Origin of the sequence: Gluconacetobacter tumulicola (assembly GCF_014174215.1) — a bacterium.
Classification (GTDB): Bacteria; Pseudomonadota; Alphaproteobacteria; order Acetobacterales; family Acetobacteraceae; genus Gluconacetobacter; species Gluconacetobacter tumulicola.
The window spans coordinates 85,915-110,764 of the sequence record NZ_JABEQL010000002.1; the positions used below are offsets into that span (position 1 = coordinate 85,915).

Annotated in this window: 20 protein-coding genes; 10 read left to right on the forward strand and 10 right to left on the reverse strand. The window is 65.6% G+C overall.

All coding sequences use genetic code 11. The features are described 5' to 3' along the window. Positions 1 to 223: 223 nt before the first annotated feature. Complete coding sequence (locus tag HLH29_RS01810) at positions 224 to 637, forward strand: ketosteroid isomerase-related protein (RefSeq protein WP_182964309.1); 414 nt, start codon at positions 224 to 226, stop codon at positions 635 to 637. A gap of 45 nt (positions 638 to 682) precedes the next feature. Here HLH29_RS01810 and HLH29_RS01815 read toward each other — a convergent pair whose 3' ends face one another. The 7 genes from HLH29_RS01815 to HLH29_RS01845 form a co-directional block, all read right to left on the reverse strand. Next, positions 683 to 1,960 carry a c-type cytochrome gene (locus HLH29_RS01815; RefSeq protein ID WP_182964310.1) on the reverse strand — a complete coding sequence of 426 codons (1,278 nt, stop codon included), beginning with the start codon at positions 1,958 to 1,960 and terminating at the stop codon, positions 683 to 685. Beyond that, positions 1,957 to 2,385 (reverse strand): VOC family protein, encoded by a 429-nt coding sequence (locus tag HLH29_RS01820; RefSeq protein ID WP_182964311.1) that lies wholly within the window; start codon positions 2,383 to 2,385, stop codon positions 1,957 to 1,959. The genes HLH29_RS01815 and HLH29_RS01820 overlap by 4 nt, the downstream gene beginning before the upstream one ends. A 57-nt stretch (positions 2,386 to 2,442) precedes the next feature. Continuing rightward, positions 2,443 to 4,638, reverse strand: a complete 2,196-nt coding sequence (locus tag HLH29_RS01825; protein ID WP_182964312.1) for a xanthine dehydrogenase family protein molybdopterin-binding subunit — start codon at positions 4,636 to 4,638, stop codon at positions 2,443 to 2,445. Positions 4,639 to 4,652: 14 nt separating this feature from the next. After that, positions 4,653 to 5,105 (reverse strand): (2Fe-2S)-binding protein, encoded by a 453-nt coding sequence (locus HLH29_RS01830; RefSeq protein ID WP_182964313.1) that lies wholly within the window; start codon positions 5,103 to 5,105, stop codon positions 4,653 to 4,655. A 205-nt stretch (positions 5,106 to 5,310) separates the two neighbouring features. Continuing rightward, positions 5,311 to 5,997: a GntR family transcriptional regulator gene (locus tag HLH29_RS01835; RefSeq protein WP_182964314.1), complete on the reverse strand. Its 687-nt coding sequence runs from the start codon at positions 5,995 to 5,997 to the stop codon at positions 5,311 to 5,313. Between the two features lie 27 nt (positions 5,998 to 6,024). Beyond that, positions 6,025 to 6,960, reverse strand: a complete 936-nt coding sequence (locus tag HLH29_RS01840) for an NAD(P)-dependent oxidoreductase (protein WP_220791327.1) — start codon at positions 6,958 to 6,960, stop codon at positions 6,025 to 6,027. Between the two features lie 52 nt (positions 6,961 to 7,012). Beyond that, positions 7,013 to 7,426 carry a VOC family protein gene (locus HLH29_RS01845; protein WP_182964315.1) on the reverse strand — a complete coding sequence of 138 codons (414 nt, stop codon included), beginning with the start codon at positions 7,424 to 7,426 and terminating at the stop codon, positions 7,013 to 7,015. 203 nt (positions 7,427 to 7,629) lie between these two features. Here HLH29_RS01845 and HLH29_RS19520 point away from each other — a divergent pair, with 203 nt between their 5' ends. The 6 genes from HLH29_RS19520 to HLH29_RS01870 all read left to right on the forward strand — a co-directional run bounded on the left by HLH29_RS19520 (position 7,630) and on the right by HLH29_RS01870 (position 14,802). Next, positions 7,630 to 8,091, forward strand: a complete 462-nt coding sequence (locus HLH29_RS19520; protein ID WP_246373639.1) for a hypothetical protein — start codon at positions 7,630 to 7,632, stop codon at positions 8,089 to 8,091. After that, positions 7,986 to 8,621: an alpha/beta hydrolase gene (locus HLH29_RS01850; RefSeq protein WP_338030159.1), complete on the forward strand. Its 636-nt coding sequence runs from the start codon at positions 7,986 to 7,988 to the stop codon at positions 8,619 to 8,621. Before HLH29_RS19520 ends, HLH29_RS01850 begins: the two co-directional genes overlap by 106 nt. Positions 8,622 to 8,626: 5 nt before the next feature. After that, on the forward strand, positions 8,627 to 9,838 hold the full coding sequence (locus HLH29_RS01855; RefSeq protein ID WP_182964316.1) for an FAD-dependent oxidoreductase: 1,212 nt from the start codon (positions 8,627 to 8,629) through the stop codon (positions 9,836 to 9,838). A 44-nt stretch (positions 9,839 to 9,882) separates the two neighbouring features. Beyond that, positions 9,883 to 11,193: an MFS transporter gene (locus HLH29_RS01860; protein ID WP_182964317.1), complete on the forward strand. Its 1,311-nt coding sequence runs from the start codon at positions 9,883 to 9,885 to the stop codon at positions 11,191 to 11,193. A 279-nt stretch (positions 11,194 to 11,472) separates the two neighbouring features. Further along, entirely contained in the window at positions 11,473 to 13,869 is a 2,397-nt protein-coding gene (locus HLH29_RS01865; RefSeq protein WP_182964318.1) for a TonB-dependent receptor, read from the forward strand. Between the two features lie 102 nt (positions 13,870 to 13,971). Beyond that, complete coding sequence (locus HLH29_RS01870; protein ID WP_182964319.1) at positions 13,972 to 14,802, forward strand: aspartate dehydrogenase; 831 nt, start codon at positions 13,972 to 13,974, stop codon at positions 14,800 to 14,802. A gap of 27 nt (positions 14,803 to 14,829) precedes the next feature. On the opposite strand, the gene HLH29_RS01875 is transcribed toward HLH29_RS01870, so the two are convergent. From HLH29_RS01875 to betB, 3 genes are all read right to left on the reverse strand, one after another. Beyond that, the gene (locus tag HLH29_RS01875) at positions 14,830 to 16,203 is read right to left on the reverse strand and encodes an L-serine ammonia-lyase (protein WP_182964320.1); all 1,374 of its coding nucleotides are present in this window, start codon (positions 16,201 to 16,203) and stop codon (positions 14,830 to 14,832) included. Between the two features lie 88 nt (positions 16,204 to 16,291). Beyond that, on the reverse strand, positions 16,292 to 17,959 hold the full coding sequence (betA, locus tag HLH29_RS01880) for a choline dehydrogenase (protein ID WP_456305426.1): 1,668 nt from the start codon (positions 17,957 to 17,959) through the stop codon (positions 16,292 to 16,294). Further along, complete coding sequence (gene betB, locus HLH29_RS01885) at positions 17,959 to 20,052, reverse strand: betaine-aldehyde dehydrogenase (RefSeq protein ID WP_182964322.1); 2,094 nt, start codon at positions 20,050 to 20,052, stop codon at positions 17,959 to 17,961. Before betB ends, betA begins: the two co-directional genes overlap by 1 nt. A 169-nt stretch (positions 20,053 to 20,221) precedes the next feature. Here betB and choW point away from each other — a divergent pair, with 169 nt between their 5' ends. The 3 genes from choW to HLH29_RS01900 all read left to right on the forward strand — a co-directional run bounded on the left by choW (position 20,222) and on the right by HLH29_RS01900 (position 24,826). Beyond that, positions 20,222 to 21,070: a choline ABC transporter permease subunit gene (gene choW / locus HLH29_RS01890; protein WP_182964323.1), complete on the forward strand. Its 849-nt coding sequence runs from the start codon at positions 20,222 to 20,224 to the stop codon at positions 21,068 to 21,070. Next, the gene (locus HLH29_RS01895; RefSeq protein ID WP_182964324.1) at positions 21,067 to 22,251 is read left to right on the forward strand and encodes an ATP-binding cassette domain-containing protein; all 1,185 of its coding nucleotides are present in this window, start codon (positions 21,067 to 21,069) and stop codon (positions 22,249 to 22,251) included. The genes choW and HLH29_RS01895 overlap by 4 nt, the downstream gene beginning before the upstream one ends. Before the next feature lie 406 nt (positions 22,252 to 22,657). Continuing rightward, positions 22,658 to 24,826, forward strand: a complete 2,169-nt coding sequence (locus HLH29_RS01900; protein ID WP_275944130.1) for a TonB-dependent receptor domain-containing protein — start codon at positions 22,658 to 22,660, stop codon at positions 24,824 to 24,826. Positions 24,827 to 24,850: the final 24 nt, after the last annotated feature.

Sequence of the window (24,850 nt, forward strand, 5' to 3'; positions counted from 1 at the left end):
GACATTCCCCTTCTGACCGGCAGGGCTCCCGGCTATCATGTCGGGCCTGTCGGCCTGTCACCCGAATGTTCGCGTCGGATGACGGTTCGGTTCCGACATGAAACACAGGAAAACCGGATCGGGTCGATTTTTTTGTGTCGCTGGGCTGGCCCCGACATTCCCTCGCCGTGGCAAGGGCCTTATCAGACTGTCGGATATCCTGCCTGACCGATCGGAGCCCGTCATGTCCATTGCCACCGCGCGCGCGGTCATCGAGAGCTATTACCGCATCTTCAATTCCGGCGACCGTGCGGCCTTTCTGGCCCTGCTGACCGATGATGTCGTACATGACATCAACCAGGGCGGCAGCGAGAACGGGGTGGCGGCGTTCCGTGCCTTTCTGCAGCGCATGGACCGCTGCTATCGCGAGGAGATCCGCGACGTGGTGGTGATGGTCAATGACGATGGCAGCCGGGCGGCGGCGGAATTCGTCGTCCATGGCACCTATCTGAGCACCGACGAGGGGCTGCCGGAGGCCGCCGGCCAGACCTATGTGCTGCCGGCGGGGGCGTTCTTTACCCTGCGCGAAGGCAAGGTGGCGCGGATTTCGAATTACTACAACCTGCCGGAATGGACGCGGCAGGTTACAGGCGGGTAGGAGCCTGCATCGCGATCCGTACAATGCGGATTTAAAAATTGCCGTTCAGCGCAGAAGGGATTGGGGAGCGTTGAGTGCCTGGCGGGCGCGGGCCGCGTCGGCCGGGGTGACGGGGGAGGCGCGGTTGCCCCAGCTGTTGCGCAGGAAGGTCGTGACGTCGGCGACCTGGGCGTCCGTCAGTTTCCAGGCGAAGGCCGGCATGCTGGTGCCGCGGTCGTTGCCGTGCGTGATCGCGGACTGGGCGCCCTGCAGGATCACGTTGAGGGCGCTGGCCGGATCGGCCGACTGGACGCGCGCGTGGCCGGCCAGGGCCGGGACCATGCCCGGGATGCCTTGCCCGTCGGCGCCGTGGCAGGCGCGGCAGCTTTCGCCGTAGAGGCGCGCGCCGGCTTCCATCGCCGCCGTAGCCGGCGGGGCGGGCGGCGTGGCCTCCTGCCCGGGTGGGGTGGGCACCGATCGCAGATAGACCGCGATTGCCCGCAGGTCGGCGTCGGTCAGGAACTGGGTCGAGCGGCTGACGATCTCGGCCATCGGGCCGGCCGCGACCGCGCGGCGGCTGGTGCCGGTGTGCAGGTAGGCGACGATGTCCTCCTCCGTCCAGCCGCCCAATCCGGTGCGGGCGGCGTCATCCAGCGCCGGGGCGAACAGGCCCTCCAGCGGCGCGCCGCCCAGATAGGCGCGCACATCGTCGGCCCCCAGGCGGTTCTTGGGCGAATGGCAGGTTGTGCAATGACCCAGGCCGGTCACCAGATAGGCGCCGCGATTCCATTGCGCGTCGCGCGTGGGATCGGCGCGGAACGGTGCCGGGTCGAAATAGAGCAGCGACCAGACGAAGGCCGACAGCAGGCGGATATTGAAGGGAAAGCGTAGCTGGTTGGTCGCCACCGCGTTGCGTACCGGCGGCTGGCTGGCGAGATAGGCCTTGATGTCCAGGATATCGCGGTCGCTGGCCCTGGCATAGGTATTGAACGGCATGGCGGCATAGAGCCGCTGGCCCCTGCCGCCGATCCCGCGTTTGACCGCGCGCAGGAACTGCGCGTCCGTCCAGCCGCCGATGCCGGTTGCGGTGTCGGGCGTGATGTTGCTGCCCAGCAGGGTGCCGAAGGCGGTACGGATGGCCCGTCCGCCCGCGAAGGGACGGCCGCCGGGTGCCGTGTGGCACGCCACGCAGTCCCCGGCCGCCGCCAGATAGGCGCCACGCGCCACCGCCCCCTGGTCGGGGGTGGTGGCCTGGCCCGTTGCGCGGGCCGGCGATGCGCCGGCCCCGATCAGCAGCAGGGCCGCGCAGGCGGCGCGGCGCGCGCGGTTGCGGCCGCCGGTCACTGTTTGGCGAACAGCTGGTCCATCGAACGGAGGGCCTTGAATTCCAGGGCATTGCCGGCCGGGTCGAAGAAGAACATCGTGGCCTGCTCGCCCGGCAGGCCCTTGAAGCGGACCTGCGGTTCCAGGACGAAGGGAATATTGTGCGCGCGCACGCGCTCGGCCAGGGCTTCCCAGCTTTCCATGTCCAGCACGACGCCGAAATGCGGGATCGGCACGTTGTGGCCATCGACCGCGCCGCTGCCCGTGCCGCCGCCATGGGGGTCGCGGGGGCCGGTGCAATGGGTGACGATCTGGTTGCCGAACAGGTCGAAATCGATCCAGCTATCGGAGCTGCGCCCCTCGGGGCAGCCCAGGACCTCGCCATAGAAATGGCGGGCGGCGTCGAGATCGTCCACGGGAAAGGCAAGATGGAACGGCGAAGACATTTTCTGTTTCTCCTGATGGTTTATGGATGATTCTGTTATTGATGCGGCGGTGTGGCGCTAGGCGCGCGCCTGGAACCATTCGGCGCGGAACGGCATGCGGTCCGGCCGTCGTCCTGTGGCGTGGAGCAATGCCTGCGAGATGGCGGGGGCCAGCGGCGCCACCATGATCTCGCCCGCGCCCTGGGGCGGCCGGTCGCTTTCGACGATGACCGGAACAATTTCGGGCATTTCGGCGATGGACAGCAGCGGATAGTCGACGAAGTTCGACTGTTCCGCCGCGCCGTCGCGGAAGGTGATTTCGCTTTTCAGCGCGGAGGTCAGGGCAAAACCGATTCCGCCCTGGATCTGGGCGTTGAAGGTATTGTGGTTGACGACCAGCCCGGCATCCATCGCGCAGACCACGCGGGCCACCTTCCAGCGGTCGCCCACGCGCTTGAGTTCCACCACCTCGGCGCACTCCGACACGAACGAGCCGCCGCGCCCGAAATAGGTGTTGAAGGCGATGCCGCGCGCGATGTCCGGGCCGGCCGGCCGGTCCCATCCCGCCGCCTGGGCGGCCGCGTCCAGGACCCGCAGCCCGGCGGGGTAGTTGCGCAGCAGGTGTCGGCGATAGGCGTACTGGTCGATGCCGGCATGATGGGCGAGATCGGTGATGAAGCTTTCCCAGAACAGCACGCCGGCGCTCGACCCGACCGAGCGCATGAAATAGACCGGGATCGGCAGCGGCGTCTGGATGACGTCCACATGGAAATTGGGGATGGCGTAGGTCTGCTGGTACAGCCCGTCGACCATGCTTTCGTCATAGTCGCCCAGCGGTGTCTTGGTCAGCCAGTTCGGCCGGGTGGTGGCGAACAGCGACTGGCCGCAGACCCGCGCGTGGACCGCCAGCGGGTAGCCCTCGGCATCCAGCACCGCGCGCAGCCGGCCCTTGTTGTTGGGCCGGAAATGATCGTGCTGGATATCCATCTCGCGCGTGCGGATCAGCTTGACCGGGCGGCCGAGCGCCTTGGCCGCCCTGGCCGCCTGCGCGACGAAGGCCGGCACGATCTTGCCGCCGAAACTGCCGCCCAGGAAGCCGACATGCAGGTGAACCTGGTCCTCGTGCATGCCGCAGATCTTGGCCACGGCCGTGACGGTGGCGTCCGTGCTCTGGATCGAGCCCCAGACATCCACCCGGTCCTTCTGCACATGGACCGTTGCGTTCATCGGCTCCATCGCGGCATGGGCCAGGTGGGGAACGCTGAAGCGGCTTTCGATCACCCGGTCCGGATGCTGGCCGATGATCTTGAGCGCGTCGCCCTGCGAGAGCGCCGGCACGCCGATTTCGGCTTCCAGCCCCGCTTCGGCCAGATTGTCGATCAGCGCGGTCGACAGGTGGCCGTTCTCGCCGGCCGAGAAGACGACATCCAGCAGGTCGATCGCGCGCTGGGCCTGCCAGTAGCGATCGGCGACGGCGATGACGGCGTCGTCCAGTTTCAGGATGTGACGCACCCCGGGCTGCTTCAGCACCTCGGCCTCGTTGCGGACGGCGACCAGCCATCCGCCGATGGCCGGCGCGATGCGGATGGCGGCGTTGAGCATGTCCGGCAGCGTGACGTCGAGCCCGAAGATGGCCGAGCCATTGGTCTTGGCCGCCGTGTCGCGGCGGGGCAGGGATTTGCCGATCAGCCGGAAGGCGCTGCGGTCCTTCAGCGGCGGATCGGACGGTACGGGCAGCTTCGCCGCGTCGGGGGCCAGCGTGCCGTAGGCCAGCTTTTCCCCCGTCACCCGGTTGTGTACCCAGCCGTCGCGCGTCTCGCACTGTCCGGGGGGCACGCCCCAGCGCGTGGCGGCGGCGCTGACCAACATGATGCGTGCCGCCGCCCCGGCCGTGCGCAGCCGGGCGTACAGCTTGGTGGTCGAGGTGGAGGCGCCTTCCTTCTGCGACGGTTTTTCGTTGCGGAACTGGATCTTGTAGGCGTCGCGCCCCATCACCCAGCGCACGGCGACGGCCGGCCAGTCGGCATCCAGCTCCTCGGCCAGGATACTGGGCAGGACGGTGTACGAGCCCTGGCCGACCTCCGGCTGGCACAGGCCGAGGGTGACGGTGCCGGCCTGGTCGATGAAGATCCAGTCCGTCAGTTCGGATTCCGCGACCTCGCCCCGCCGGGCGATGGCTGCGTCCAGCGGGACGGCCAGCACCGCGCCGAAGGCGGCCGCGACCTCAAGGAAACGGCGCCGGCCCAGCAGGACAGGGGATGGGTGGTGCGACATGACCGTGCCTCCTGTCACGCCCGCCGGGCGGCGGCGTGGATGGCCGCGCGGATGCGGATATAGGTCGCGCAGCGGCAGAGATTGGTGATGGCCTGGTCGATATCCTGATCGGTGGGGTTGGGATTGCGGGCCAGCAGGGACGTGGTGGCCATGATCATGCCCGACTGGCAGTAGCCGCATTGCGGCACGTCCAGTTCGTTCCAGGCCTGGTGCACGGGATTGGTCTCGTCGGTCGGCAATCCCTCGATCGTGGTCACGGCGCGCCCGCGCACATGGCCGACCGCCATGACGCAGGTGCGTACGGCCTCGCCGTCCAGATGCATGGTGCAGGCGCCGCACATGCCGATCCCGCAGCCGAACTTGCTGCCCGTCAGGCCGAAATGCTCGCGCACCGCCCACAGGAGGGGCACGTCGTCGGGCCCGTCGAAGGTGACGGGCTTGCCGTTGAGGCTGAAAGTGACCGACATCGATGCTCCTTCTGGAAGGCCCGGCGCAGCCGGGCGGTGTCAGAGCCTGACCGGAAATGTGGGCTGGTGAGCGAGAGCGGCCCGACAGGGCCGCGGCCGGCGTGTGTTTTCGAGCATCGCAGCGCAGCGGCCTCTATGGCCGTGAGCAGTGAAGCGCAGAAAACGCGCGTCGGATCGCCATCAGCACGCATTTACGGTCAGGCTCTCAGACGGTGGCGTAGAGCGTGGCGTATGGCCGCGCGCCATCCTGTTCGCGGCTACGCAGCAATTGCAGCACGCCGGCCGCCAGCCGGGCGTTGTGGTCGCGCATGACGGTGTAGGCGGTCTCGGGATCGCCCGCGACGATCGCCCGCATGACCGCGCCATGATCGTCATGCGACCGGGTCAGGCGTTCGCCGTTTTCCAGCGGCTGGGCCTGGCGGAACGCGGCTAGGCGGGTGCGCAGGTCGCGCATCAGTTCCGCCAGGGTATGGTTGTGGGCGCCGCGCCCGATCAGATCATGGAACTGCTGGTTGATGGCCCAGTACGCCTTGCGGTCGCCGCGCGCGGAGGCGTCCTTGCCCTGCTCGTACAGGTCCTGCAGCAGGCTCTTTTCCAGCGCGTTCATTTTCTGCGACGCCAGTCGGGCGCACAGCGCCTCGATCTCGCATTCCGCGTCCAGCATGTCGGCCAGCTGGTCGAGGCTGATCTGCGTGACCACCGCCCCGCGCCGGGGCTGGAATTCGATCAGTCCCCTTGCCGCCAGTTCCTTCAGCGCCTCGCGCACCGGGGTGCGCGACACGCCGAAGCTGGCGGCCAGGCCCTGCTCGTCCAGTTTCTGGCCGGGCTGCAGCTGGCCATGGATGATCTGTTCGGCCAGGCGGTTATATATATCTTCGGCATATGTCGACATGAAGGGCTCCTTGCGTTCAATCCCGCTTCAACTGTGTACCAGATTCGGCGGAGACTTGCCCTGCATGCAAGCAGCGATATGATTTTCCAGCGCCGAGAGCTGCGCGGCCTGCGCCTGCGGCGACCGGCCGGCCAGATGGGGTGTGAGGATGAGATTGGGCAGCGCGCGCAGCCGTGGCGGCGCGAGCGGTTCGCCCTCGAACACATCCAGCGCGGCGCCGGCGATGACGCCGTCCTCCAGCGCCGCGATCAGGGCCGTGGTATCGACCACGCTGCCGCGCCCGATATTGACTAGGAACCCCTGCGGCCCGAGTGCCCGCAGCAATGCGGCATCGACCAGATGGCGCGTCTGCGCCCCGCCGGGGCAGGCCACCACCAGATAGTCGGCGCGCGTGGCCATGGCCGTCAGGTCGGCCACATGTTCCGCGCCCCTGAAGGGACGCGGGGCGCGGGCGTGATAGAGGACGCGCATGTCGAACCCCAGCGCGCGGGTGGCGATGGCCTGGCCGATCTGCCCGAAACCCAGCAGGCCCAGCGTGCGCTCGTGCGGCGCCGGGCGCGGCTGGCGCAGATCCTCCCACCGGCCCGCGCGCACGCCCTGGTCCAGCCGGAGCAGGTCGCGCGAGATGGCCAGCAGCAGCGCCATGGCGTGATCGGCCACCGTGTGGGCGTTTGCGCCGGGGGTATTGGATACCAGCACCCCCCGCGCCTGCGCCGCACCGAGATCGACATTCTCGTGCCCCACCCCGGTACACAAGACCCATCGCAGCGCGGGCAGTGCTGCCATGTCGTCGGCCGACAGCCCGACCGAGCCGTTGGTGACGACAAGACGGACCAGCGCCCGCACCCCCTGGTCGAGCAGCGCGACCGGTGTGGCCGGCCCCGGCCATTCGACGACGTTTCCATGCCGCGCCAGCATCATCCAGGCGGGCTCGGCCAGCGGGACGCGCGTCAGGATCGCCATGGCGTCATCGGGTCCGGGCCGGGACGGGGGGTGGGACAGGCGTGTCACGGTGTCAGGCCGCGACCACGTTCTTGACCGCGCCGCGCCAGCCGCTCTCGGTCATGTCGAAGACGATGCCTTCGGGGGTCTTGTACTTGACCTCGTAGAACACGTTCGGATCGGTTTCCTTGCGGCCGGTCACATAGGCGCCGCCGGCCTCGGTCACCTTGCTGCCGGCCTCTTCCAGACTGTCGACCCAGACGCCGAAATGGATCAGGCCGTAATAGCCCTTCTGATTTTCGAAGCCCGGTACCGGCTCGTCGCCGAAATTCAGCAGCGCGATATTCACGATGCCGTCCGACATATAGATGCCCCGCATGGCGCGGCCGGCGCGCTGCATGCCGAAAGCCTGTTCGAAGAATGTCGCCGCCGCCTCGGGGTCCGGCACGGACAGGGCGATATGTCTCAGCTTGCTCGTCTCACTCATGGGTCACTCTCGTCCTTGATATACGCACGTGCCGCCTGAGCCTCATCAGGGCGGAGCTTCACTATGCATAGGAATACAATTCTGCGCTACAAAATACTTTGACAGAGAATTGTATTTTTGCCTAGCCTGCGAGCAAGGCAGGAGGGGTGCGTGTCGACGATCGGTCGAAGCCTGCCGTCAAATGGATCACATGATTGAAAAAGATGCAGATCTGTGAGGGCGGGCGATTGGTGCGTGACGATTTCCTGTGCGATCCGACGGGTTTTGCCCAGCTGACGCCGGAGCAGCGCGCTCGCATGCGGACGATCGGGGCGTGCTGGAACGACGATATCGTGGCCCATCGTGCGGAGATGGTGGCGCTGTATTCCCCGCTGGCCGCCGGCGCGCCCAAGGCCGCGAAGGTTGTCCGTGACATTGCCTACGGACCCGACGCGCGGCAGGTGCTCGACATCTTCTGCCCCGACGGTCAGGCGGGGGCGCGGCCGGTCGTCGTCTTTATCCATGGGGGGCGTTTACCCGTGGTGCCAAGAGCGCGAATGGCGAGATCTATGACAATGTCCTGCACTGGTTCGCCCGGCTGGGCTATGTCGGCGTCAATGTCGAATACCGTCTGGCGCCTGCCGTCACCTGGCCCGATGGCGCGTGGGACGTGCTGGACGCGCTGACCTGGGTGCGGGACAGCATTGCCGCCCATGGCGGCGACCCGGCGCGGGTGCATGTGATCGGCCATTCGGCGGGCGGCAGCCATCTGGCCACCGCCGCGCTGGAGCCGGGATTGGGCGGGCTGCCGGCGGGGGTTCGCAGCCTGGCGCTGGTCAGCGGCCGACTGCGTGCCGACCGGCGCCCCGACAACCCCAATGCGGGCAATGTGGCGGCCTATTTCGGCCCGGACGAAAGCCTGTATGCCGCGCGATCGCCCGTGAGCCGTGCCGCGGACTGCCCGCTGCCGGTGCTGGTGGCCGTTGCGGAATTCGAGAACCGGCACCTGGATACGTACGGCGCGGAATTTGCGCACGCCGTGGCGCGGGCAGGCCGGGTGCCTGTGCGCTGGGTCCGCCTGGCGGGCCACAACCACACGTCGATCGTCGCCCATCTCAACACCGGAGAGGAAGGATTTGGCCGCGCGCTCGATGCCTTCTTCCGCTTAAATGATTCCGTGTCCGATTCGGAACGGAACCGAACAGGAGCCTCGTAGGACAGATGCAGAAACGGATCATGATCGTCGGCGCCGGCCCTGTGGGCATGGTCTGCGCCCTGGCCCTGGGGCGGCAGGGATTCGACGTCACCGTCGTCGAACGCGAGGCCGGACCGGTGATGGACCAGCGCGCGGCGTCGCTGCACCCGACCACGCTGGCCATGCTGGGCGAGCTGGGCATTGGCGAGACGATTATCGACAAGGGGCTGATCGCGCCGAAATACCAGTTCCACGACCGTGTCAGTGGCGAGATCGTGGCGGAATTCGACCTGTCCACCATGGCCGACGAATTCCGCTATCCTTATGTGCTGCAATACGAACAATATAAATTCACCGACGATGTCAGCACCCGTTATGCCGACGAGATCGGGATTGCGGTGCTGTTCTCGACCGAAGCGACGCAGATCGTCCAGCATGCGGACGGCGTGACCGTCACGCTGGAGCATGACGGTGCGCAGGAGGTGCGGGAGTACGATTATCTGATCGGCGCCGATGGCGGACGCAGCATCGTGCGCAAGTCGCAGGACATTGCCTTCGAGGGCTTTACCTATGACGAGCGGTTCGTGAAGATCGCGACCTTCTTCGATTTCGGCGCGCAGCGGCCGGACTATGCCTTCCGCAATTATTTCTCGGACCCGAATGAGTGGTGCAACCTGTTCAAGGTGCGCGGCGCGGACGGCAAGGGGTTGTGGCGCGCGATCTTTCCCACCCGGGTCGGCGAGTCCGAGGAAGAGGCGCTGAGTCATGCCGGCATCCAGGGGCGGTTGCAGAAATTCTTCCCCAAGGCCGGCGATTACGACATTGCCTATTCCAACATGTATGCCGTCAACCAGCGTGTCGCGGCCACCTTCCGCAGGGGGCGCGTGCTGCTGGCGGGGGATTCGGCGCATGTGAACAACCCGATCGGCGGCATGGGCATGAATGGCGGCATTCATGACGCCGTCAATCTGAGCGAGAAGCTGGGCCAGGTTCTGCGCGGCGAGGCCGATGCGGCGGTGCTGGACCTGTACAGCCGGCAGCGGCGCAAGGCCGCGGTGGATTTCGTCCAGGCCCAGACCATCCAGAACAAGCGCCTGCTGGAAGAACGCGACCCTGAAATCCGCGCCCGGCATCTGCGTGACCTGCGCGACGCGGCCGCCGACCCCGAACGGGCCCGGGCCTTCATGCGGCGCGCGTCGCTGGCCGACAGCCTGAAGGCGGCGGCTTCCGTGACCTGATTTTCTGCCCGCTTCGTGCCATGCCCCCAGACAAGGATCGCAGAATGCCCCTCGCCAATGTCGAGACGTCCGCCATTCCGGCGACGTCGGCCCCCAGGACGAAGCCCGGCGCCGGTCCCCTTGGCTGGTATACGGGCCTGTCGAAGGTCGAAAAGATCACCTTCTGGAGCTGCTATGGCGGCGTGGCGCTGGATGCGATGGATCTGCGCATCTTCAGCTTCCTGATCCCTGTGCTGATGAAGGCCTGGCATGTCGCGCCCGCCCAGGCCGGGCTGCTGGGCAGCGCGGCCCTGTACGCGGCGGCGGCCGGCGGGTGGATGACCGGCCTGCTGGGCGACTGGTTCGGGCGCGTGAAGGCGATGCAGTTCACGATCGTCATCTATTCGCTGTTCACGTTCCTCAGCGGCTTCGCCACCAGCTACGAGCAATTGTTCATCTGCCGGACGATCCAGGGGTTCGGTTTCGGTGGTGAAATCACCGCCGGCGTGGTGCTGATGGCCGAGATCGTCGGGCATCGGAACCGGGGCCGCGCCGTGGGATGCCTGCAAAGCGGCGTGGCCGTGGGCTGGGCCCTGGCCGCCATCATCGCCAGCGTCGCGATTGCGCTGCTGCCGGAATCCATTGCCTGGCGCGCGGTGTTCTGGTCGGGCATCCTGCCCGGGCTGCTGCTGATCGTGATCCGGCGGCATGTGGACGAGCCCGCAATATACAAGGAATGTCGCGAGCAGGCGATCGAGCGTGCGGCGCGAATGAAGATCCATGACATTTTCCGCCCCGCCATCCTGCGGCGGACGACGCTGTCCACCGTGCTGGCCCTGGGCGTGCAGACCAGCGGCCTGGGCATTTCGACCTGGCTGCCCGCCTATCTGACGCTGTCGCGCCACCTGTCGCACGGTGCCACCGGGCTGTATGTCATCGTGCTGACGGCGGGTGCCTTCTTTGGCTATATCGGCAGCGCCTATCTGTCGGATCGCTGGGGCCGGCGGCCCAATTTCCTTGTCTATGTTACGGGCAGCATTGCCATCCTGGCCATCTATCTCTGCCTGCCGATGCCGGGTTGGGCGCTGCTGGTGGCGGGCTTTCCGCTCGGCTTCTTCTCGCAGGGGCTCTATGGCGGCATGGGCACCTTCTTTTCCGAACTGTTTCCCACGGCGATCCGTGCCAGCGGCACCAGCTTCGCCTATAGCGCCGGGCGCCTGGGTGCGGCGTCGGGCGTGGCCTTGGTGGGCGCGCTGGCCCATGGGGTGGGGATCGGCGCCGCGCTGCTGTGGGTCTGCCTGGCCAGCTATGTGCTGGTGCTGATCGCGACGATCCTGCTGCCCGAGACCGGTCGGAACGGGCGCCTCGCCCACTGACGCGTGCCCCGGCACACGGGCCGGGGATTTCGTTTCTTCCAAGAAATTTCTTTGCGCCGGCCGTGGTGCCGGTGTCCGCGATCCGCGTGAATCGCTCATCAGGCCGGCAGATGGCATGCCTGATGGGCGCGGCGGGATTTTTTACTGCTCTTATGTATACAAAACGGACGGAAAAAGTGTTTTTCCGAGTCTGTGTCTACGTAACGGCATCAAAATGATATCGACATATCGTTTCGGTATGCGGTATAATCTGGATCACATGATGATCGGGGTGAAAACATGCGTAAGACCATTTTCGGTATAACGCGCCGGAGCCTGCGGACGGTCCTGCTGATGGGTGCCGGCCCCTGCGCGCTCGCACTTCCCGCCCTGGCGGCGACGGCACAGCATCAGGTGCCGGGCCATGGCCCCCACCCGGCAACCGCCCGCCAGCCGGCCCGCTCGACGGATGCCGGCCCGGCCCGCAAGGAAGCCGCCACCACGCCGGCCAAGCCGGCGGGCCATGATGCGCAGGGGCTGGAGGAAGTGACCGTGTCGGCGACGCGGCGCACCACCAGCGTCCAGCATACGCCGATGGCGATCGATGCGATCAGCGGCCGCGTGCTGACGCAGATGCATGCCCAGGGCATTTCCGACTATGCCACGCAGATTCCGGGCCTGAGCATCCAGGACCAGGGGCCTGGCCAGAAGCGCCTTGCCATCCGCAACCTGACCGCGGCCGGCGAGCCGCAGGTGGGCATGTATCTCGACGAAATTCCGATCGTCGGCTTTACCGGCGAGAATACGGATGCGGGGTCGGCCCAGCCCGACGTGAAATTGTGGGACATGCAGCGCATCGAGGTGCTGAAGGGCCCGCAGGGCACGCTCTATGGCTCGGGCTCGGAAGGCGGCACCGTCCGCATCATCTCGGAACGGCCGGACCTGGCGAAGTTCGGCGGCCGCGTCGACACGTCGGTTTCGACCTATGCCACGGGCGGATTCAATAATTCACAGAATGGAACGATCAATATTCCGATCATAAAGGACAAGCTGGCGATTCGCCTTTCGGCCTATCGCGACAGCAACGCGGGATGGATCAAGGAATATTACCTGCAGCAGAACGGTACCAACTGGGTGCATAATGCCGGCGGGCGGCTGAACATCCGCTATCGTCCGATGGAGAACTGGACGATTGACTTTATCGGCTATCGCCAGAACACGAATACCGGCGACCTGTTCAACCTCAACCCCCAGTTCGATTCCGTCGCCCACAGCAAATGGGCAGCGGCCAATTTCGTCAAGCAGCCGATGACGGACCAGTTCCAGGCCTACAACCTCATTTCCACCAATCACATGCATTGGACGACGTTGACCGCCATTGCGTCCTGGCAGGAACGCAAGATGGAATATACGCATGATACGTCATTCAATTACGGAAATGATTGCAGTGGTGGCGATTTCTGGAACTGCTATCCGCTGGCGCAGTACCAGCAGCGTCTGGCATCGGGCCAGATCAACGCGGTGAACGACCGCCAGCGCGTCAGCGCCTGGACGGCCGAGGTGCGGCTGTCCGCGCCCAGCCATGCCCGAATCCAGTGGACGGGCGGCGTGTTCTACCAGATGCGCAAGAACATGTTCAATCTGTACTATGGCGGGGTGGATTCCGCCGGCTTCTTCGACCGGATGTCGGACGGTTATGCCCCGACCACCAAATATGCCCGGGCGAACTGGGACGACACGCAGCAGATCGCGGAATTCGGCGAACTGACCTATCCCATCACCTCGAAGCTGAAAGTCACTGGCGGGGTACGCGTCTTCCAGGTTTCGCGCACCTTGAACACGCTGTCGATCATGCCCTTCATGGATTTCAGCGCCGTGCCCACCTACTACCCGAAGCTGTCGGCGAAGGAGAATTCCGCGACAGGAAAGTTCCTGGTGTCGTATGACATCACGCCGAACGCGATGGTCTATGCCGAGGCGGCGGAAGGCTATCGCATCGGCGGGCCCAACCTGCCGATCGGCTTTACCGTGCAGCAGGCCCCGCCCTATCAGCCGGATACGGTGTGGGACTATGAATTCGGCTGGAAGACCGGCTGGTGGAACAACCGCGTGACCTTCAACGGCGCCTTCTACCGGATGAACTGGTCGAACGTGCAGCAGCAGGGTACAGACCCGACGGGTGCCTTCGATTATATCGTCAATGCCGGGTCGGCCGCCGCGACGGGGTTCGAGGCCGAACTGGCAGCCCGGCCGATCCGCGCGCTGCAACTGGGGCTGGGTACCAACTATGCCGACGCCCAGCTGGTCGGGCGCCAGCCCTATCAGCCGCTGGCGGTCAACCAGACGCATGCCGGCGACCCGCTGCCCTACGTGCCGCGCTGGACGCTGAATGCCAACGCCACCTACACGTTCGACGTACTGGGCCACGAGACCTATCTGCGCGGCGATATCGCCTACCAGAGCGGGCGCAGCACGGCCTTCAACCGCGCCAATCCCGACTATATCTATCTGGGCGGCTGGTTTCTGGCGAACGTCAATCTGGGCATGAAATTCGGCCGCTACAGTGCGCAGATCTTCGCCAGCAATATCCTGAACCGGCAGACGCGCGTGTCGGGCCACGTCAATTCGGTGATGCCGGTCTATTATAACTCCTCGCCGCCGGCGACGGTCGGGCTCGACCTGTCCGCGACGTTCTGACGGCATAGCGCCGGACCGTCCGGTCCGGGAATGGCGGGCCGGCGCGGGGGAAATTCCGCGCCGGTCTTGCTGTTGGTTTTTCCCATTTTCGGAGTCCCGTCCATGCATTTTGCCCCCTATGCCCGGTCGCGCCCCCTGCGGATCGGGCTGGCTGGCCTCGGCTCGATCGGCATTCAGGTGGCGCGCCTGCTGGATGCGGGGATTCCCGGCCTGGAACTGGCCGCCGTGGCGGCGGGGGACCAGGATCGGGCCCGCGCGCGGCTGGCCGGCCTGGCGAATCCGCCGCCCGTGGGCGACCTGGCCATGCTGGGGGAATGCGATATGGTGGTCGAGATGCTGCCTTCGCGCCTGTTCGTGGATATCGCGCGGCCGACCCTGGCGCGAGGGGCGACGCTGATCGTGGCCTCGGTCGGCGCGCTTTTGTCCAACATGGAGCTGATCGACCTGGCCCGTGCCGGCGGGGGGCGGATATTGGTGCCCAGTGGCGCCATCCTGGGGCTGGATGCGATCAAGGCCGCCTGTGAAAGCCGGGTGGCGTCGATCCGGATCGACACCCGCAAATCGCCCGCCAGCCTGGCCGGTGCGCCGCATATCGTCGCGAATGCGATCGATATCCATGCCATTGCCGCGCCCACCGTGATTTTTACCGGCACGGCGGATGAGGCCGCCATCGCCTTTCCGGCCAATACCAATGTCGCCGCCGCCCTGGCGCTGGCCGGGCTGGGGCCCGCGCGCACGGATGTTCGCGTGATTGCCGACCCGGCGGTGGACCGCAATATCCACACGATTACGGTCGAGGCCGATTCCGCGCGCTTTACCGCGACGATCGAGATCGTGCCCAATGCGGAAAATCCCCGCAGCGGGCAGTTGACTCCGCGTTCGATCGTCGCCTGCCTGCGCGATCTGGTCTCGCCGATCCGCATCGGCAGTTGAGCGGGCCGTCGGGCAGCGGGGGGACGATCAGCATTCCGGGAAATTGACCGCCAGGCCGCCCAGCGCCGTTTCCTTGTAGCGGTGGTTCATGTCGCGGCCGGTTTCCGCCATGGTGCGGATGACCTGATCGAGCGAGACATGATGGGCGCCGTCGCCATGCATGGCCAGCGAGGCGGCGTTGATGGCCTTGACCGCGCCGAAGGCGTTGCGTTCGATGCAGGGGATCTGCACCAGGCCGGCGACCGGGTCGCAGGTCATGCCCAGATGATGTTCCATGCCGATCTCGGCGGCGTTTTCGATCTGGAGCGGGGTCGCGCCCAGCGCCGCCGCCAGGCCCGCCGCCGCCATGGACGAGGCTACACCGACCTCGCCCTGGCAGCCGACCTCGGCGCCGGAGATCGAGGCGTTGAGCTTGAACAATCCGCCGACCGCCGCTGCCGTCAGCAGGAAATCATGCATGCCCTGGCGCGAGGCGTCGGGGCAGAAATCGCGGTAATAGCGCAGTACGGCCGGGATCACCCCCGCCGCGCCGTTGGTGGGCGCGGTGACGACGCGGCCGCCGGCGGCGTTTTCCTCGTTGACTGCGATGGCGAACAGGCTGACCCAGTCCATCGCCTCGTGCGGGGGGCGCTGGTTGAGGCGGGCGCGTTCCTGAAGGCGTTCGTGCAGTGCCGCCGCGCGGCGGCGGACCTTGATCCGGCCGGGCAGCGTGCCGTGCTGGACCAGGCCGCGTTCGACGCAGGCCATCATGGTGTCGATGATCCGGTCCAGATAGGCCGTGATTTCGGCATGGGGGCGTTCGGCATGGGGGCGGAGGCTTGCCTCGTTGGCCAGGACGATTTCCGCGATGCTCAACCCGCTTTCGCGCGTGCGGTCCAGCAGTTCGATGCCGCTGGTGAAATCCAGCTTCATGTCGGGCTGGGCGTAGCCGGCCTGTTTCGTCGCGTCCTCGGGCACGATGAAGCCGCCGCCGACCGAACAGAAGCGTGCGGTGTCCAGCACCGTGCCGTCGGCGGAAAGGGCCTGGAACTGCATTGTGTTGGGATGGACGGGCGGGGTCGTGTCGCGGTCCAGCACGATGTCGTGGGCGGGGTCGAAGGCGACGGCGCGGCCATGGACCGGCACCGTGCGGTCGGCGCCGATCGTGCGCACGATGTCGTCGGCGGCGTCGGGATCGACGCTCTCCGGCGTTTCGCCTGCCAGGCCGAGGATGACGGCCTTGTCGGTGGCGTGGCCGCTGGCGGTCCATGCCAGCGAGCCGTAGAGCGTGACGCGCAGGCGTGCGACGGGCATCGCGGGATCGAGATGCGCGATAAAGCGCCGGGCGGCGCGCATCGGCCCGACCGTATGGGACGAGGAGGGGCCGATGCCGATCTTGAAGAGGTCGAAGAGGCTGATCATGGGCGGTGATGGTGCGCCTGCCAGCGGCACGGCACAAGGAGGCGCGCGCCATCTGTACGGCGGAAAACGACAGAGGGCGCGCCGGAGGTCAGGCTTTGCCGAGGCGCTGCCGGGTCTGCCAGTTCGGGGCTTCGAAGAACGGGGCGTTGGAGGCGGGCAGGGGGGGCAGGCCCCTGATGTGATCGGCGGCTTTTTCCGCGATCATGATGGTCGGGCCGTTCAGGTTGCCGTTGGTGACGCGGGGCATGATCGAGGAATCGACCACGCGGAGGCCCTCGACCCCGATCACGCGGGTCTCGGGATCGACCACGGCCATCGGGTCGTCCGTGGCCCCCATCCTGCAGGTGCAGGAGGGGTGCAGCGCGCTTTCGACCTTCCGGCGGATGAAGGCGTCGATCCGGTCGTCGCTCGTGCAGTCGGTGCCGGGTTGCAGTTCCTGGCCCCGGAACGGGTCGAAGGCGGGCTGGGCAAAGATCTCGCGCGTCAGGCGCACGCAGGCGCGCATGTCGGTCCAGTCGTCCGGATGGCTCATGTAGTTGAACTGGATCTTCGGCTTTTCCGCCGGGTCGGCCGAGCGCAGGCGGACCCGGCCCCGGCTTTTCGAGCGCATCGGGCCGACATGGGCCTGGTAGCCATGGCCCTGCGCCAGGCCCTTGCCGTCATAGGTGACGGCAAGGGGCAGGAAATGGAACTGGATGTCGGGATAGCGGATGCCGGCGCGGCTGCGGATGAAGCCGCAGCTTTCGAAATGGTTGGTGGCGCCCAGCCCGTCCTTGAACAGCAGCCAGCGCAGGCCGATCCGGGCGCGGGCCCAGGGCGACATGGCGGAATAGAGCGTGACCGGCTGGCGGCAGGCGACCTGGAAGTAGAATTCCAGATGGTCCTGGAGATTTTCCCCCACGCCCGGCCGGTCGGCCAGGACCGTGATGCCGTGATCGCGCAGTTCCGCCGCCGGGCCGATTCCCGACAGTTTGAGAAGCTGCGGGGAGTTGATGGGACCGCCGCAGAGAATGATTTCGCGGATCGCGCGAACGGTATGGGACACGCCATGGCGCGTATAGGCCAGGCCGGTGGCGCGCCGGCCGTCGAAGAGGAGGCGCGTGACGCGGGCATGGGTTTCCAGCGTCAGGTTGGGGCGTTTGAGCGCCGGGCGCAGATAGGCGTTCGCGGTGCTCCAGCGCCGGCCGCGATACACCGTCATGCTCATCCGGTCGAAGCCTTCCTGGCGGAAGCCGTTATAATCGCCGGTGCGGCCGTAGCCGGCCTGTTCGCCCGCCTTCATCCAGGCGTCGTGCAGGGGATTGTCCAGCGTGCCGTATTGCGTGTGCAGCAGGCCACCGCGTCCGCGATAGGAATCCTCGCCCTCCGCGCAATCCTCGGCGCGGCGGAAATAGGGCAGGACGTGGCGATAGCCCCAGCCGGCAGCACCACTTTCCTCCCATTCCTGGTAATCCAGCGCGTGGCCGCGCACATAGACCATGCCGTTGATGGAGGAGGAGCCGCCGAGCCCCTTGCCGCGCGGGGTGTGCATGCGGCGATTGTCCAGATGCGGCTCCGGCTCGCTTTCGTAGAACCAGTTGAAGCGTTTCGAATGCATGGGCATGGCCAGGGCGCTGGGCATCTGCACGATGATCGAGCGGTCGCTGCCGCCGAATTCCAGCAGCAGGACGCGGCTGCGCCCGTCCTCGGTCAGGCGGTTGGCCAGCACGCAGCCGGCCGAGCCGGCGCCGACGATGATATAATCATAGTCCCGCATCAATAGGGTGCCTCGACATCGCCCAGCGCCACGTAGACGCTCTTGATCTGGGTGTAGTGATCGAGCGCCGCGCGGCTGTTCTCGCGGCCCAGGCCCGATTGCTTGTAGCCGCCGAAGGGGAGCTCGATCGGCGTGACGTTATACTGGTTGATCCAGCAGGTGCCGGCCTCCAGCCGCGCGATGACCCGGTGTGCACGGGCCAGGTCGCGGGTGAAGATGCCGGCGGCCAGGCCGAACGGGGTGGCGTTGGCGCGGGCGATCGCCTCCTCCTCGTCGGTGAAATCCAGGACCGCCATCACGGGGCCGAAGATTTCCTCGCGCACGATCGTCATTCCGTCATGGCAGTTGACGAACACGGTCGGCTCGACGAAGGCGCCCTGACGCAGGGCGCCGCGCGTGGCCCGCCGGCCACCGATCAGGAGTTCGGCGCCCTCCTTCTTCCCGGCGGCGATGTAGGACAGGACCTTGCGCATGTGATCGTCGGAGATCAGCGCGCCGACATCGGTTTTCGGGTCGAGCGGATCGCCGATCGTCATGGCCTGCACCCGTGCCTTCAGCCGTTCGAGGAACCGGTCGCGGATGCCGGATTGGACGAAGACGCGCGTTGCGTTGGAACAGACCTCGCCGGCCGAATAGAAATTGCCCAGCAGGGCGGCCGACACCGCATTGTCCAGGTCGGCATCGTCGAAGATGATCAGCGGCGATTTTCCGCCCAGTTCCAATGTGACATATTTCAGGGTGGCGGCGGCGTCCGCCATGACGCGGCGGCCGGTGCCGACCTCGCCGGTGAGGGATATTTTTCGGATCTGCGGTGCGCGGGTCAGCAATTGCCCGGTTTGCCGCGTACCCTGCACGACGTTGAACACGCCGTCGGGCAGGCCGGCCTCGCGGAATATGGCCGCCAGGCGCACGGCCGTGAGCGGGGTGAGTTCGGCGGGTTTGAAGATCATCGCGTTGCCGCAGGCCAGGGCCGGTGCGGCCTTCCAGCAGGCGATCTGGATCGGGTAGTTCCAGGCGCCGATCCCGGCCACGATGCCCAGCGGTTCGCGCCGTGTGTAGCCGAACGCCGTCGGCCCCAGATCGACGCAATCGCCGGTCATCGTCGCGGCAAGGGCGGCGAAATATTCCAACGCGTCGGCGCCGGACAGCACGTCGACGCTGGATGTCTCGGCGATCGGCTTGCCGGTGTCCAGCGTTTCGATCCGGGCCAGATCCGCATTGTCGCGGCGCAGCAGGTCGGCCGCGCGGCGCAGGATGCGGGCCCGTTCGGCGCCGGTGTGGGTGGCCCATGCGGCCTGCCCGCGCGTCGCGGCCTCGATGGCCTGTGCGACCATTGCCTCGCCGGCTTCCTCGACTTCCGCCAGCACATTGTTGGTTGCCGGATTGCGGGTTTCGAACCGTGCGCCGTTGCCGGTGGCGGGGCGGCCGTCGATCCAGCTTGTACACAGCCCCTCCGGCGGGCCGTGCAGGATCGCGGGGGGTGGGGAGAGTGACGGGGCGGCGTCGATCTGGCTGTCGAGAAAGGCGAGGACCTGCTGGCGGGGCATGCGGCTGTCGAACGCCGCCGGTGGGGCCAGGGCCGCGCGCAGCCATGTGCCGTCGATCAGCGAGGCCAGCGTGTCGGCCGTGGCATGGGCGCGTATCCGGGGCAGCAGGTGGCCGAGATCGTGCCGCAGGTTCGAGAGCATGCGGGCCTGGTAGGCGCGCTGGATGCGGCCCAGCGTCGGGCTATGGACGGCCTGCCCCCATAGGGCCAGCCAGATGGCGACCTGGCGGGTGGTGAACTGTTCGCCCCCCAGGCAGACGCCGATCAGGGCCTCCAGCCGGGCCCGTGGCCCCCGCGCGTCGCGGAGCGCGCGCGCGACGTCGGCCGACAGGGCGGCGGCGGTGCCGCGGAATGCCAGGCCGAGCAGCGCGTCCTTGTCGCCGAAATAATGGACCAGGAGCGGAGGAGAAACGCCGGCATGACGGGCGATGCGTGCCACCGTGGCGCCGGCGAAGCCGTGATCGACCAGCACGTCGCGCGTCGCGGCCACGAGTTCCCTGCGGCGCTTCAGTTCGACCGGCGTAAGAGCGGGAGGGGGCTGTTTCATGTGCGGAATGTGGCATGTATTGAACGTCTGTTCAATGTCGATTTCGTTCCTGTAAAAGTCGGAATTCTCTCTATCACTTTCCGATTTCATTTCGTTATATGTTCATTCAGTTCGCAGGGGTATCGACGTCCGCGATATCGAACACCGACAGACGGGAGCTGCGCGGATCATGGCGCCGGAACAATGGATCGCGGAGCACAAGATTCCGGTGGGTGCCGTCATGGCGGCCGTGGTGGATGTGGTCCGGAAGCATGGCCTGGGTGTCTTCGACGTGATCACCGATAGCGTCGGCTTCTGTGCCGATGGTCTGACCACGCTGCTGCTGGATCTGCCGCCCCTGCTGCTGGTGGTGGCCGCCATGGCGGGGGCGTGGTTCCTCCGCCGGTCGGTGGGGCTGGCGGCCCTGGTCGCGCTGGGGCTGCTGTTCATCATCAATCAGGGATACTGGAACGAGACGATGGCGACGCTGTCGCTTATCCTGTTCTCGACCGTCTTCTGCATGGCGGTCGGTGTTCCGCTGGGGATCGCCTGTGCGCATCGTCCCCGGCTGGCGCAGGCGTTGCAGCCGCTTCTGGACCTGATGCAGACCCTGCCGACCTTCGTCTATCTGATCCCGACGCTGATCCTGTTCGGCCTGGGCACCGTGCCGGGCATGATCTCCACCATCATCTTCGCCGTTCCCGCGCCGATCCGCATGACGCAGATGGGGATTGCCCGGGTGCCCCGGTCGCTGATCGAGGCCGGCGAGGCTTTCGGCGCCACCGGGCGGCAGATCCTGTGGAAGATCGAACTGCCTGCCGCACTCCCGATGATCCAGGCGGGGCTGACGCAATGCATCATGCTCAGCCTGTCGATGGTGGTGATCGCGGCGCTGGTCGGGGCCGGGGGGCTGGGGGTGCCGGTGGTGCGGGCGCTGAATACCGTGCAGGTCGATGCCGGGTTCGAGTCCGGATTCGTCATCGTGCTGCTGGCGATCATGCTCGATCGGGTCTGTCGTCCGAAGGATTCGGCTTCGTGAGCGAAGGGATCAACGCGGCGCTGGAGTTCCGCAATGTCGATATCCTGTTCGATCGCGGCAATCGTCGCGGCGCGATCGAGGCTGCGCTGGCCCGGCTTGATGCCGGCGAGACGCGCGAGGAGATCGGTCGCGCCCTGAAGGTGACCGTGGGGGTGGCGGGGGCGAACCTCGCGGTGGCGCGGGGCGAGATCAGCGTGCTGATGGGGCTGTCCGGCTCGGGCAAATCGACCCTGCTGCGGGCGGCCAACCGGTTGAACAGGCCGATACGGGGCGAAGTGCGGATCGGCAACGGCCTGGCGTGGCTGGATATCGCGCGTTGTGATGACGATACGCTGCGCACCCTGCGCAAGACGCGCATCGCGATGGTGTTTCAGCAGTTCGGCCTGCTGCCGTGGCGGACCGTGCGCGACAATGTGGGGTTCGGGCTGGAACTGCGCGGCATGGCGCCGTCGATCCGGCGGGACATCGTTGCCGAAAAGCTGGAACTGGTTGGTCTGGCGAACTGGGCCGATGCCCATGTCCATGAACTGTCGGGTGGCATGCAGCAGCGTGTCGGTCTGGCGCGCGCGTTTGCGACCGATGCCGACATCCTGCTGATGGACGAGCCGTTTTCAGCGCTCGACCCGCTGATCCGCCGGAAATTGCAGGACGAGCTTCTGGACCTCCAGAAACGGCTGAAGAAGACGATCCTGTTCGTCAGCCATGATATCGACGAGGCGCTGAAGATCGGCAGCCGTATCACGATCATGCGCGAGGGGCGGATCGTCCAGACCGGCACGCCGGATGATATCGCCTTGCGGCCGGTGGATGACTATGTCGCGGAATTCATCCGGCACATGAATCCGCTGCCGACCATTGTGGCTGCTGCCGTCATGCGGCGCTTCCAGGACCTGCCGCGCCGGCCGGACGGGATGCTGGATGGCGGGCGCATCGCCATAGCGCCGGACGCCGCGACCGCGACGATCGCCGATCGGGCCCTGGCCATCCGGCCGCATGGCGCGTGGACGCAGGGGGCGCTCTGCGTGGTTCCGGCCCAATTGAGCCTGGGCGAAATCATCGCCTTGCGCCAGCGCAGCGGCCTGCCCGTGCTGGTCGAGGTCGAAGGGCGGCTTGTCGGGCTGTGTGACGATGCGGACATTCTTCAGGCCCTGTGCGGGGAAGCCCGCTTTCGAGCAGGATAGCGCGCGTCGGGCCCCATTTCGGGTGGGTCGCTTTTCTTCAAGTGTCTGACGGATTCATCATTCCGAAATGACAATGATTGAACGAACATTCAGCTCTCCGCTTGGTTCCGTCGGACCGGCCGCCTGAACAATGGGACAGCCAACAATGAGACATGCCTCGTGTCTTCCGAGATGTCCGCTGCCGACCGGCATGGTCTCGCGAACATTCCTATCCTTTCTCTTGTTGACCTCCTGCATCGTCACGAGTCCGGATGCGGCGTTTTCGGCCGAGGCGGGGAATGGGGCCGGCAAGGCAGGCGGGTCACGGCATCGTCATGCGTCGAAGACCGATGCGCCCGCGTCCGGCCCGGCTGCGAGCCATACGGATGCCCGTTCGCGCGCGGGGGAAGACCTCATGGTGACGTCCATGCGGCATCATGCCAATGGGGCGACGGAAAGCATGACCCGCACCGAGATGGACAGGTTCGTCCAAGGCAGCAGCCCGATGATGATGCTGTCGCGCAAGCCGGGTATCAATTTCGTGGCCAACGATCCGCTGGGGGTCGATAGCTGGGGCTCCAGCCTGTATATGCGCGGGTTCCAGCAGGATCAGCTTGGCGTCACGCTGGATGGCGTGCCGCTGGGCGCGCAGACATACCTTCCCTATAACGGCCAGAGCATCAACTTCTCGATCCTGTCGGACAATATCGAGCGCATGGATGTCTCCGAGGGTGGTGGCGATGTGGCATTGCCTGCCACGACGAATCTGGGTGGCGCGATTCAGATCGTCTCGCGCGATCCGGCGGACAAGTTCGGCGGCAGGATTTCGCAGATGTTCGGCAGCTACAATGCTTTTCGTACTTTTGGACGCGTTGACAGCGGCAGGTTGAACGCATCGGGTACCAAATTCACGGTGTCTTACGCCCGATCCGACGGCAATAAATGGAAGGGGGATGGCGAGCAGTTTGATCAGCAGGTGAATGCCAAGCTTGTCCAGCCCATCGGGCAGGACAGCAATGTGAAGGTGTTTTTCAACTGGAACGATGCCACCCAGTTCAACTACGCCGACCAGACGATCGACATGCTGAACACGCTTGGTCATCGGAACGATTATTACTACCCTGATTATACGCGCGCCTATCTCGCTGCCGTCGGGGAATTCAGTGGTGCCCTGGCGGCTTACGACGCGGCAGGTGGGGATGCCCTGGATGCATCCTATTTTGACGGCGTGACGCATTCGTCGAGTTATCTGGGTGGCGTGAATGCTCATCTGGTGCTGAACCGGCGTCTGGCGTGGAATTCCGTGGTCTATGGGCAGGCTGCGAACCAGTGGGGTACCTGGACGACCCCCTATGTCAGTTCTCCCAATGGTGTGCCGCTTTCCGAGCAGATCAATTTTTCCGGAAACCAGAAGTTCGGCTTTACGACCGCGCTGGAATACAAGTTCAGGAAACATACGATCGATGCGGGTGTCTGGTACGAAAACAACCGTTACCATGTTGTACAGGATATGTTCCAGCAACCAGTGCCCGGTGAGGGTATTCCTGTCAGCGGTGTGCTGGGCAATTTTGGTACGCCGTTTCAGCGTAACTGGGGTGAGAATTTCAATACCAACAGTTTTCAGTTCCACCTCGAGGATAGCTATCGGCCGATTTCCAGCCTGACCTTCAGGGCCGGGTTCAAATCCATGCTGGTGACGACGGTCGGGGGAGCCACGGCGAACGACGCCGCCTATACCGGGCAGGAGCAGCTTGCCAATGGCAGCCTGACCAGCGCGAAGGCATTCCTGCCTCATGTCAATGGAGTATGGCATTTCCTGCCGGGGCATGAAGTCTATTTCGACGTCGCCCGCAATATGCGCGCTTACAGTTATGGCGGATATCAGCTGGGATCGACCTTTGGAGGGTTCGCCAATCAGGCAACGTTCGACAGTATCAGGAATACCCTGCGCCCGGAGACGGCCTGGGTCTACGATGTTGGATATCGCTATATTTCACAGATCGTTGGGGGTTCGCTCAACCTGTATCATGCGGATTTTTCCAATCGTATCCAGAACCTGACATCGGGCCCGATTACCGACCCGGTTTCCACGCCCATAGACGTAGGTGGCGTCAGCATGTACGGCGTCGACGCCGCGCTCACGCTTCGCCCGGTCAGGAATCTCTCGATTACGAATAGTATCAGCTATAATCATTCGACCTACGACGACAATATCATATCGGAAGGCGTGACCTATGCGCTGGCGGGCAAGAGGGTGGTCGCTTTTCCGCAATTGATGTACAAAGCCGATATTTCCTATAATTGGGGTCCGGCAAGTATTTATGCCAATGCCAATTACATGTCGAAGCGCTATTTCAGTTACGTCAACGATATGTCGGTGCCGGGTTACTGGCTGACGTCTTTGGGGGCAAGCTACCGATTCGGAAAGATCGGCCCACTGCATGATCTTAAATTCGATCTGAATATCTATAATCTTACGAACATATCGTACATTTCCCAGATTGGCGAAAATGGCCTTCCGCTCTCGGGCGATTATCAGTCGGCTCTGGCGGGCTCCCCGCGCACATATTATGGCACCGTCAGCGTCGCATTCTAGGCCTGATGCTTCAGGAGGCCATTG

Excerpts from the sequence above, each read along its gene's own strand:
- HLH29_RS01810 (WP_182964309.1), top strand. The coding sequence starts at position 224 with ATGTCCATTGCCACCGCGCGCGCGGTCATCGAGAGCTATTACCGCATC.
- HLH29_RS01820 (WP_182964311.1), bottom strand. The coding sequence starts at position 2,385 with ATGTCTTCGCCGTTCCATCTTGCCTTTCCCGTGGACGATCTCGACGCC.
- HLH29_RS01825 (WP_182964312.1), bottom strand. The coding sequence starts at position 4,638 with ATGTCGCACCACCCATCCCCTGTCCTGCTGGGCCGGCGCCGTTTCCTT.
- HLH29_RS01830 (WP_182964313.1), bottom strand. The coding sequence starts at position 5,105 with ATGTCGGTCACTTTCAGCCTCAACGGCAAGCCCGTCACCTTCGACGGG.
- HLH29_RS01835 (WP_182964314.1), bottom strand. The coding sequence starts at position 5,997 with ATGTCGACATATGCCGAAGATATATATAACCGCCTGGCCGAACAGATC.
- HLH29_RS01840 (WP_220791327.1), bottom strand. The coding sequence starts at position 6,960 with ATGGCGATCCTGACGCGCGTCCCGCTGGCCGAGCCCGCCTGGATGATG.
- HLH29_RS01845 (WP_182964315.1), bottom strand. The coding sequence starts at position 7,426 with ATGAGTGAGACGAGCAAGCTGAGACATATCGCCCTGTCCGTGCCGGAC.
- HLH29_RS19520 (WP_246373639.1), top strand. The coding sequence starts at position 7,630 with ATGCAGATCTGTGAGGGCGGGCGATTGGTGCGTGACGATTTCCTGTGC.
- HLH29_RS01855 (WP_182964316.1), top strand. The coding sequence starts at position 8,627 with ATGCAGAAACGGATCATGATCGTCGGCGCCGGCCCTGTGGGCATGGTC.
- HLH29_RS01860 (WP_182964317.1), top strand. The coding sequence starts at position 9,883 with ATGCCCCTCGCCAATGTCGAGACGTCCGCCATTCCGGCGACGTCGGCC.
- HLH29_RS01865 (WP_182964318.1), top strand. The coding sequence starts at position 11,473 with ATGCGTAAGACCATTTTCGGTATAACGCGCCGGAGCCTGCGGACGGTC.
- HLH29_RS01870 (WP_182964319.1), top strand. The coding sequence starts at position 13,972 with ATGCATTTTGCCCCCTATGCCCGGTCGCGCCCCCTGCGGATCGGGCTG.
- HLH29_RS01875 (WP_182964320.1), bottom strand. The coding sequence starts at position 16,203 with ATGATCAGCCTCTTCGACCTCTTCAAGATCGGCATCGGCCCCTCCTCG.
- betA (WP_456305426.1), bottom strand. The coding sequence starts at position 17,959 with ATGCGGGACTATGATTATATCATCGTCGGCGCCGGCTCGGCCGGCTGC.
- betB (WP_182964322.1), bottom strand. The coding sequence starts at position 20,052 with ATGAAACAGCCCCCTCCCGCTCTTACGCCGGTCGAACTGAAGCGCCGC.
- choW (WP_182964323.1), top strand. The coding sequence starts at position 20,222 with ATGGCGCCGGAACAATGGATCGCGGAGCACAAGATTCCGGTGGGTGCC.
- HLH29_RS01900 (WP_275944130.1), top strand. The coding sequence starts at position 22,658 with ATGCGGCATCATGCCAATGGGGCGACGGAAAGCATGACCCGCACCGAG.